This window comes from Kitasatospora sp. DSM 101779, from assembly GCF_025655475.1.
Lineage (GTDB): Bacteria > Actinomycetota > Actinomycetes > Streptomycetales > Streptomycetaceae > Kitasatospora.
This window is the reverse complement of record NZ_JAHTIK010000001.1, coordinates 5,728,468-5,736,609: the sequence shown is the minus strand read 5'-3', so window position 1 is coordinate 5,736,609 and position 8,142 is coordinate 5,728,468. Positions and strand designations below refer to the sequence as shown.

9 protein-coding genes and 1 pseudogene are annotated in these 8,142 nt (G+C 76.1%); 3 read left to right on the top strand and 7 right to left on the bottom strand.

The genetic code is table 11. The annotated features are described in order from the left end of the window. The 4 genes and pseudogenes from KSNIM_RS26110 to KSNIM_RS26095 form a co-directional block, all read right to left on the bottom strand. Positions 1 to 294: pseudogene (locus KSNIM_RS26110) on the bottom strand (hypothetical protein); the annotation flags it as partial. After that, the gene (locus tag KSNIM_RS26105; protein WP_263105563.1) at positions 284 to 1,291 is read right to left on the bottom strand and encodes an AAA family ATPase; all 1,008 of its coding nucleotides are present in this window, start codon (positions 1,289 to 1,291) and stop codon (positions 284 to 286) included. The gene KSNIM_RS26105 and the pseudogene KSNIM_RS26110, both read right to left, overlap by 11 nt. A 48-nt stretch (positions 1,292 to 1,339) precedes the next feature. Next, on the bottom strand, positions 1,340 to 3,154 hold the full coding sequence (locus KSNIM_RS26100) for a serine protease (protein WP_263108116.1): 1,815 nt from the start codon (positions 3,152 to 3,154) through the stop codon (positions 1,340 to 1,342). Positions 3,155 to 3,166: 12 nt separating this feature from the next. Then, on the bottom strand, positions 3,167 to 3,520 hold the full coding sequence (locus tag KSNIM_RS26095) for a CU044_2847 family protein (RefSeq protein ID WP_263105562.1): 354 nt from the start codon (positions 3,518 to 3,520) through the stop codon (positions 3,167 to 3,169). Between the two features lie 234 nt (positions 3,521 to 3,754). Here KSNIM_RS26095 and KSNIM_RS26090 point away from each other — a divergent pair, with 234 nt between their 5' ends. Both KSNIM_RS26090 and KSNIM_RS26085 read left to right on the top strand, forming a co-directional pair. Next, a complete protein-coding gene (locus KSNIM_RS26090; protein WP_263105561.1) occupies positions 3,755 to 4,462 on the top strand; it encodes a 4'-phosphopantetheinyl transferase family protein in 708 nt (235 codons plus the stop codon). A gap of 137 nt (positions 4,463 to 4,599) precedes the next feature. Next, complete coding sequence (locus tag KSNIM_RS26085) at positions 4,600 to 5,103, top strand: DUF2269 family protein (RefSeq protein ID WP_263105560.1); 504 nt, start codon at positions 4,600 to 4,602, stop codon at positions 5,101 to 5,103. Here KSNIM_RS26085 and KSNIM_RS26080 read toward each other — a convergent pair. After that, the gene (locus KSNIM_RS26080; RefSeq protein WP_095875042.1) at positions 5,072 to 5,323 is read right to left on the bottom strand and encodes a DUF2277 domain-containing protein; all 252 of its coding nucleotides are present in this window, start codon (positions 5,321 to 5,323) and stop codon (positions 5,072 to 5,074) included. The genes KSNIM_RS26085 and KSNIM_RS26080 overlap by 32 nt on opposite strands. 38 nt (positions 5,324 to 5,361) lie before the next feature. Next, positions 5,362 to 6,345: an Lrp/AsnC family transcriptional regulator gene (locus tag KSNIM_RS26075; protein ID WP_263105559.1), complete on the bottom strand. Its 984-nt coding sequence runs from the start codon at positions 6,343 to 6,345 to the stop codon at positions 5,362 to 5,364. A gap of 107 nt (positions 6,346 to 6,452) precedes the next feature. On the opposite strand from KSNIM_RS26075, the gene KSNIM_RS26070 reads away from it, so the two are divergent. Beyond that, positions 6,453 to 7,241, top strand: coding sequence for an inositol monophosphatase family protein (locus tag KSNIM_RS26070; RefSeq protein ID WP_263105558.1), 789 nt, complete (start codon positions 6,453 to 6,455; stop codon positions 7,239 to 7,241). 19 nt (positions 7,242 to 7,260) lie between these two features. Here KSNIM_RS26070 and KSNIM_RS26065 read toward each other — a convergent pair whose 3' ends face one another. Continuing rightward, positions 7,261 to 8,124, bottom strand: coding sequence for a DMT family transporter (locus KSNIM_RS26065; RefSeq protein WP_263105557.1), 864 nt, complete (start codon positions 8,122 to 8,124; stop codon positions 7,261 to 7,263). Positions 8,125 to 8,142 lie beyond the last annotated feature (18 nt).

Here is an 8,142-nt window from a genome sequence, read left to right as displayed (position 1 = left end):
GGGCCGGCCGCCGCGGTCGGGGGCGGGCAGGTGCAGGGCGGTGCGCGGTCCGGTGCCGTCCGGGCCGGGGGTGTGCTCGGTGCGGTGGCGGGGGCGGTGGCCGCCGGGGGTGCCGGTGGCCGGGCGGTCGGTGCGCGGGGCGGCCCGGCCCGCGGTGTCCGTGCCGGTGCCGCCCTCGGTGCCGCGGGCCGCCAGCCAGAGCAGTTCGGCCAGTTCGACGGGCGCCCGCGGGGCGAGGCCGAGTTCGGCGAGCAGGTCGGTGAGGCGGTCGAGGGCCGCCGGGTCAGAAGACATCGTCGTCCTGGCCGCGGCTCAGGTAGGGCATCACCTGGGCGGCGAGCGCGGCCCGGTCGGCGGCGTCGCCGAGTTCGGGGCGGGAGGTGAGGTAGATGGCGTTGAGCAGCTGGTCGGTGGCGAGTTCGCCCTCCTCCCGGCGGGCGAGGAAGACGTCGAGGATCTCGGTGACCAACTGCCGGTCGGAGTCCGGGAGGTGGGAGTGGACGATGGACTCCAGCTCGGTGCCCTCGGGGCGGCGCAGCTCCAGCACCACGCAGCGGCGCAGGAAGGCCGCGGGGAACTCGCGTTCGGCGTTGGAGGTGAGCACGGTGAACGGGAAGGCCCGGCAGCGGACCCGGCCGGAGCGGACGGGCGCGCGGCCGGTGCCGTCGGCGGTGAGCACGTGCGCCTCGGGCTGCTGGGGCGCGGCCCGGACGAGTTCGTCGATCTCGTACTGGCCCTCCTCCAGGATGTGCAGCAGGTCGTTGGGCAGGTCGAGGTCGCCCTTGTCGATCTCGTCGATGAGCAGCACCCGGGGCCGCCGGTAGGGCAGCAGGGCGGTGCCGAGCGGGCCGAGCCGCAGGTGCTCGTCGAGCGAGGCGTCGGGGGTCTGCGGGCCGGAGCGGTTGGCGGCGTAGAGCCGGGAGAGCGGGTCGTACTGGTAGAGGCCGTCGCGCAGGGTGGTGCGGCTGGTGATGTTCCAGCGGAGCACCGGGCCGAGGCCGAGTTCACGGGCGACCGCGTACGGCAGGCTGGACTTGCCGCCGCCGGGCGGGCCGGTGACCAGCAGCGGCCTCCTGAGGTAGAGCGCGGCGTTGACGAGTTCGACGGTCTCGGGGGTGGGGCGGAAGGTCGCGGCACGGTGCCGGGCCGGGTCGGGGACGGGGTCGGCGGGGCCGTCGGGCTGCGGCAGCAGCGGCCCCCCGTCGAAGTCGCGCCAGGGCGGCGGGGCGGGCAGCTCGGCGATGCCGTCGTGCGGCTCGTTGACGCCCTGGTAGATGCGCTTCAGCGGCATTGCTCTCCTGCTCCTGCTCACTCGTCGGGGCCTTCGGCGGTCCGGTTCTCACTCGGGGCCCGCGGCGTGGGGCGGCGGTGCGGTCGGGACGACGCGGTAGGGGCGGTGGGGGCCGGGCAGCACCGCCGGGTCCTCCCACAGCAGCACCAGGCCCGCCGCCCAGTGCTGCGAAGGGTCTGCCGCCTCCTCCGCCTCGTGCCGCAACTCCCTGACCCGGCGCGGCAGGTCGGCAGGTGCGACGTCGGCCAGTTCCTCCGCCAGTCTGGCAAGGAATCGCTCGTTGCGGCAGGTCCGGGTGTGCGTGTGGTCGGCGGTGCAGGCCTGTCCGGGCCACAGCACGGCGGGGACGCCGGCCCGCAGGGCGGCGGCCAGCAGCGGTTCGTACGGTGCGCCCCTGGGCGGGCCGGGGAGGGCGGGCAGCTCGACCCGCTCGGGCGGCCTCAGACGGTGGTAGAGCCTTTTGCCGTCCGGGAGTTCGGTGCAGCGCAGCTGGTGCAGCCGGGTACCGGTGGCGGCCCGCAGCGGGACCCATTTGAGTTCGAGCTGGCGGCGGGCGGCGGGGTCGGCACGGCGCTGGGAGTCGACCACGACGACGGCGTGGTCGGCACCGAGCGGGCCGTAGTCGGTGCGCCGGCGCGCCCAGCCGTGCACCGGCTCGGTGAGCCACTTGCGGGGCAGCGAGAAGATGACGAGTTCCGCGCCGTCCGGCTCGAGGCGGCCGAGTTCGTGGTCGATGCGGTCGCGGACGGCGTGCTTGAGGCGCAGCCGCGGGACGGTGCGGGTGTCGGCGGCGCCGATCCGGCCGTCGCGGACGGCGGCGACCGCGACGTGGAACATGGCGGGCCCGGCACCGCTCGGGGCGATCTCGACCAGGATGGGCCGCCAGCGTTCACGCCGGCGCCCGGCGGCGGGAGCGGTGTCGCGGTGCCGCTCCAGCCAGTCCAGCAGCCCCTCGCGCAGGGCCTGGTCGCTGTGCGCCTCGGCGACGTGGTGGGCGAAGTGGACGACCGGGTGCGGGCCGTGCGGCGGCCGGGGGACCTCGGCGAGCAGGTACCAGCCGGCGTCCCAGAGGGTGGCGGGGCGGCTGGGCGGGTCGGGGCAGCCGAGCGGTCCGACGGCGGCGCGGTAGAGCTCCAGCGGGTCGGCGGGCGGCGGGCCGGCGCCGAGCAGCAGCCGCAGTCCGCGCACCGCGTGGGCGGGGAGCGCGGCGCCGGCGAGCCGGTCGGCGAGCTGCGGGACGTACCGGGCGGCGGCCTCGGCGGGCAGCATCTGGCCGAGCCGGGCGGCCGGTCGGCTGCGGTCGTCGGGGCCGCGCGGCACGCCGAGGGTGTCGAGGGCGGCGGTCACCAGCCCGGCCACCTCGCCGGTGGCGGCGATCACGACCGGTCCGCCGCTGAAGCCCGGGGAGAGCGGCATGCCGGTGCCCTCGTGCTCCAACTGCACCAGTTCGCCGGCGATCCGGAAGCCGCCGCGGGTCAGCCGGATCTCGCTGCTGAGGCCGGTGTCGTGGCCGGCCGGGAAGCCGTAGGCGACCAGGGCGGGTGCGGGCGGCCCGGCCCAGCGGTGCAGCGGCGCGAACGGGGCCGGCGCGGCGGTCTGCGCAGGGACGGGCTGGTGGAGTTCAAGGACGGCCACGTCCCCTGCGCCGCCCGGGAGTTCGGGCCAGGGGCCGCGCAGTGCGACGGTGCCGGTGAGCGGCGGCAGGTCGGGGTGGGCGACCAGCCGGACCTCCGCCTCGTGGACGCCGTGCACCACGTGGGCGCAGGTGAGCACCTCCCGGTCGGAGATGAGGATGCCGGCGCCGGTCAGCGGCCCGGCGGGCCCGGCGGTGTCGATCCGGGCGAGCCAGCGGACGTCCTGCATCGGCACGTCCGGTCAGTGCCCCGCCCGTTCCCCGGTGGTGCCGGGTGACCAGGAGAGCTTGACGGTCAGGTGCGCGTCGGCGGCCGTGCGGGCGATCAGGGCGCCCGCCTCGGCGGAGAGTTTGACGCCGAACTCGATCTCCACCGCGTCCGGCCGCAGGCTTCCGTCGCGCAGGACGGCGAGCGCGGCCTCGGCGGCGGCGCGGACGCCGCCCAGCGCGTGCTCGAAGGTCTCCGAGGCGCGGACGACGGCGTCGCCGCTGCCCCGCCCGACCGGCTGCATCCCGTACGCCGCCGGGGTCTGGGAGGTGCTCTCCACCCGGACCACCGCGCCGTCGGCCGTCAGGAACTCCACGTAGTGCGACATGGGCACTCCCCACCGTGTCAAGCCGTACTGTCAGCCGAATTCCTTGGCGATGGTCGCACAGCACAGGCCGTGGCGCAGCGGTTCCGGCGGGGTTGACATCAGTAATCTTCAAGGAACATGACAATTTGTCAGGTTGATCCGCCTGTGCCGACCCGGCCGGATCCCGCCGGACGCGGGGAGCGCCCGGCCGGCCGGTCAGTAGGGTGGTACGACCGGAGCGAGGAGGGCGAACGGGTGGACGGGACGGCCGGCGGGGCACTGGTGGCGGTCGCGGGGAGCGCCGAGGTACTGACGCTGCCCAGCCTCGGCGAGGAGTTGCTGACCCCGGTCGAACGGGAGCGCGCGGCACGCTTCCACCGCGAGCGGAACCGGCTGGACTTCGTCGCCGCGCACCTGCTCGTCCGGCTCTGTGCGGCCCGACTGCTGGGTGTCCCGGTCACGGAGCCGGTGCTGGAGCAGTACTGCCCCGACTGCGGGCTCTCCGGGCACGGCGTGCCCGCGCTGGCCGGGCTGCCCGGCGTGGGGCTGAGCCTGTCGCACACCGAGGGCGTGGTCGCCGCGGCCGCCGGGCCCGCGCCGGTCGGCGTGGACGTCGAGCTGCCGGGCGGCCGGAACGGCACCGCCGACCTGCACGAGCGGGTGCTGGGCGGCGCCGAGTCCGCCCTGGTGGCCGCACACCCGGACCCGGACGGGGCCTTCCTGCGGCAGTGGGTCCGCAAGGAGGCGATGATCAAGATCGGCCGGGCGAGCCTGGACACCCTCGCCTCCGTCGACCTCTCCGCGCTGCCGCTGGACCCGCCCGGTCCCGGCCCCGCCCTGCACCGCCACGAGGACCTGCACCTGCTGGACTGGACGGCCCCCGGGAGCGGGGCGCTGGTCGCCGCGGTCAGCACCCGGCCGGTCCGACTCCTGGAGGCGGACGGCCTGCGGGCCCGGGGGTGACGGCCTGCGGGCCCGCGGACGTCCAGGGGTGTCCGGAGGCGTCCGCGTAAGGGGTGTTAGCGTCGGCGACGGCCGCGCCGGACCGCATCCGCGCAGGTCCGCCCATTCCTCCCCGCCGCGCGAAGGACGACTTCCCCATGGCCAAGTTCCTGCTGAGCCTGCACGTGCTGGCCTCGGTGCTGTTCATCGGCCCGGTCGCGGTCGCCGTCAGCATGTTCCCGCGGCGCGCGGCGGCGGCCCTGGGCACCGGCACGGACCAGCCGGTCGCGGCCGCCTCGGTGCGGCTGCTGCACCGGATCACCCAGGTCTACGCGCTGCTCGGGATCGCCGTCCCGCTGCTCGGCATCGGGGTGGCCCAGGTGATGGACGTCCTCGGCCAGAGCTGGCTCATCGCCTCGATCGTGCTGACGGCGCTGTCGGCCGGCTCGCTGCTGCTGTTCGTGGTGCCCGCCCAGCAGTCCGTGATCGACACGCTGGACGCGGAGGCGGGCACCCCCGCCGCCCACTCCCGCGGCGACGACCGGGAGCGGGCGGAGCGCGGCCTGAAGCTGCTGCCGATGACGGCCGGCGTCTTCAACCTGCTGTGGGCGGTGGTCGTGGTGCTGATGGTCATCCGACCGGGGTCGACGACGGGGGCCTGACCTCCACCCGTCCGGCACCCCTGATCTCCAGGCCTTCGAGCAGTTCCAGGGTCGCGGCGGCCACCGCCGCGACCGCCTGCTCGAAGGCCTCCCTGTTGTGGGCGGCCGGCGCCCGGAAACCGGACACCTTGCGGACGTACTGCAGGGCCGCGGCGTGGACGTCGTCGGTGGTGACCTCCGGCATCTCCGGCGGCCTGAGCGTCTTGATCGATCGGCACATACCCCCAGTCTGCCCCGCCCCGCCCGCCCCGCGGGCCGTCATCGGCGGATCGGGCCGGGCAGGCGCACGCCGGCGCGCTTCACCGCGCGGGCGACGATCGCGGTCTCCGCGCGGGTGACCCCGAGCGGACCGAGCACGTCGGTGGTGAACCGGAACAGGGCGGCGTGGTCCTCGCAGAAGACGGTGACCATCAGGTTGGCCGGGCCGCTGGTGGCGAGGACGCCGTGCACCTGCGGGTGGCCGGCCAGTGCCGCGCCGACCTCGGCCAGCCGGCCGGGCGGCACGTCCAGCCAGAGGTTGGCGTCGACCGCCATGCCGAGCAGCCGAGGGTCGACGGTGGCGTGGGTGCGCAGCAGCCCTCCGGCGGCGAGCCGGTGCAGCCGCCGGCGGACGGTCGACTCGGGCGCACCGGAGGCTGCCGCGAGGGAGGCGTGCGACCGGCGCGCGTCCCGGCCGAGCAGGTCGAGCAGGGCGCGGTCCAGCGCATCGGTGGCGGGCGCCGCGGTGGTCGGGGCGGGCGGGGCGAGGGCGACGACCTGCTCGGGGGCGAGGTGGCCGGAGTGCCAGTGACCGGCGTCCGCGAAGGCGTGCAGCACGGCGTGCACGCCGGTCTCCAGGACGGCTCCGGTGGCGGGGAGTTGGCCGTGGATCAGGCGGTCGCGGGAGCCCGCGTCGGTGAGCACGACGGCGCCCACCTCGCTGCCGCCGAGCATGATGTCGACGAACGGCACGTCCGGGCGGGCCGCCAGGGCGTGCGCGATCGTCTCCACCTTGCCGCGCAGGACGCGGACCCTCAGCAGCAGGGCGCCCACCGCGCGGTCCCGCACGTCCGGCATGAGGACCACGGTGACGGTGCCGCTGCCGAGCAGCCGGGCGAGACGCCGGGTCACCGTCCGGGCGGAGACGCCGAGCACCTCGGCGATCCGGCCGGTCTCGGCACGGCCGTCGATCTGCAGGGCGCAGACCAGCCGCCGGTCCAGCTCGTCCAGCCGGCTGTCCGGATCCACCGTATCGAGGTCCACTGCTGTCCGATCTCCGTCGTCACTGGCCGATTGAGAGTCTCGGTCCGCCGTGATCACGGTACTCCTTCTGCATGGCCGAACCGGCCACGACCGAGAGGAGCCACCCCGTGGAGAAGACGCTGTCCGGGACGATCGACGCGGTGCACGCCGTCGGCGACCGGCTGGCCGCCCTGCAGAGCCCGGAGCCGGTGCCCGCGACCGGCCTCGCCGAGGCGATGACCGCCTTCCGCGCGGTGGACGCACCCGCCGCCGCCCTGCTGCGCGAGCGGCTCACCGCGCTGCGGCCGTCCGCCCGGTGGTACGGCGACGAGCTGGACGGCGCGGTGCCCACCGAGGGCGAGTGGTGGGTGTGCGACGCCACCGACGGCGCCGTCCAGTACCTCGGCGGACTGCCGCACTGGGCCGTCACCGCCACCCTCGTCCGGGACGGCGCTGCCGTGCTCTCCGTGGTGCACGCGCCCCGCCAGGACGCCACCTACACCGCGCTGCGCGGCGGCGGCGCCCACCTCGACGGCCGGCCGATCGCTCCGCTGCCCCGCACCCTGCAGGTCGCGGTGGCGGCCACCGCCCAGCCGCCGACGGTGGCCGGAGACCCGGTCGCCCGGCGGCGCGCCGGCGAGTCGCTGACGGCGATGCTGGGCGGTGCACTGGCCGTCCGCAACCTCGGCCCGACCGCCCTGCAGGTGGCCCAGGTCGGCGCCGGGAACCTCGGCCTCTTCTGGGAGTACGGGCAGGACGGCACCAACCTGCTGCCGGGCGCGCTGATCGCCGCCGAGGCCGGGGCGGTGGTCACCGACACGGCGGGGCGGCCGTGGACGCCCTCCGCGGACGGCTTCCTGGCGGCCGCCCCCGGGGTGCACGCCGAGGCACTGGCGGTGCTGGCGCAGGTGCGGTGAACGCCGGGACGGCCCGGCATCAGTCCCCGGGGCTCATCAGGGTGCGGGTCAGCGGGGTACGGGCGAGCACCAGCACGCCCGCCACGATCAGCGCGACGCCGACGGCCTCGGGGACCAGCCAGAGGCCGGCGCGCAGCGTCTCCTCGTACAGCAGAACGCCCAACAGCAGGCTGACCCCCGCGTCGCCGAGGGTCAGCGCCGGCTGCGAAGCCACCAGGGGGCCGGACTGCAGGGCGTTCTCCAGCAGGTAGAGCGCCCCGACGCCCGCGACGGCGAAGCCGTAGGTCTGCCAGGCGGTCAGGAAGGCCGCCAGCCCGTGCTTGTCGAGCAGATGGGTGGAGGACTTGATGAGCGCGGCGGTCAGCGCGTTGCCGACGGCCGCCGCGCCCGCCAAGCAGGCGGCGCGGACCCCGCCGGGCGGGCGGCGCAGCGCCACCGCGCAGAGCACCGCGATCGCGGCGCCGCAGCCCGCGAGTGCCGGGATCCAGCGGGACATCGGCACGTGCATGGTGCCGGGGGTCGGCGCGGCGGCTCCCAGGGCGAGGCCGAGGCCGACCACCATGCAGGCGACGGCGGTCCAGGCCCGGCGGGAGAGGTTCCGGCGGGACATCACCGAGGCGATGACCAGCGCGAACGGCAACTCCAGGACGAAGATCGGCTGGACGACCGAGAGCGCCCCGCGGGCCAGCGCCACGGCCTGGAACAGCGCGGCCGCGGTCACCGCGGCGATGCCCGCCAGCCAGACCGGGCGGCGGGCCAGATCGCGTAGCAGGCCGAACCGGAAACCGGAGGAGCGCGGCACGGTCTGCGCGGCCCGGTGCTGCAGCACGGTGGCCAGGGCGTTGCTGATCGCGCCGCACAGGGCGAACAGGACGGGGAGCAAGGCGGGCGGTTCCCTTCA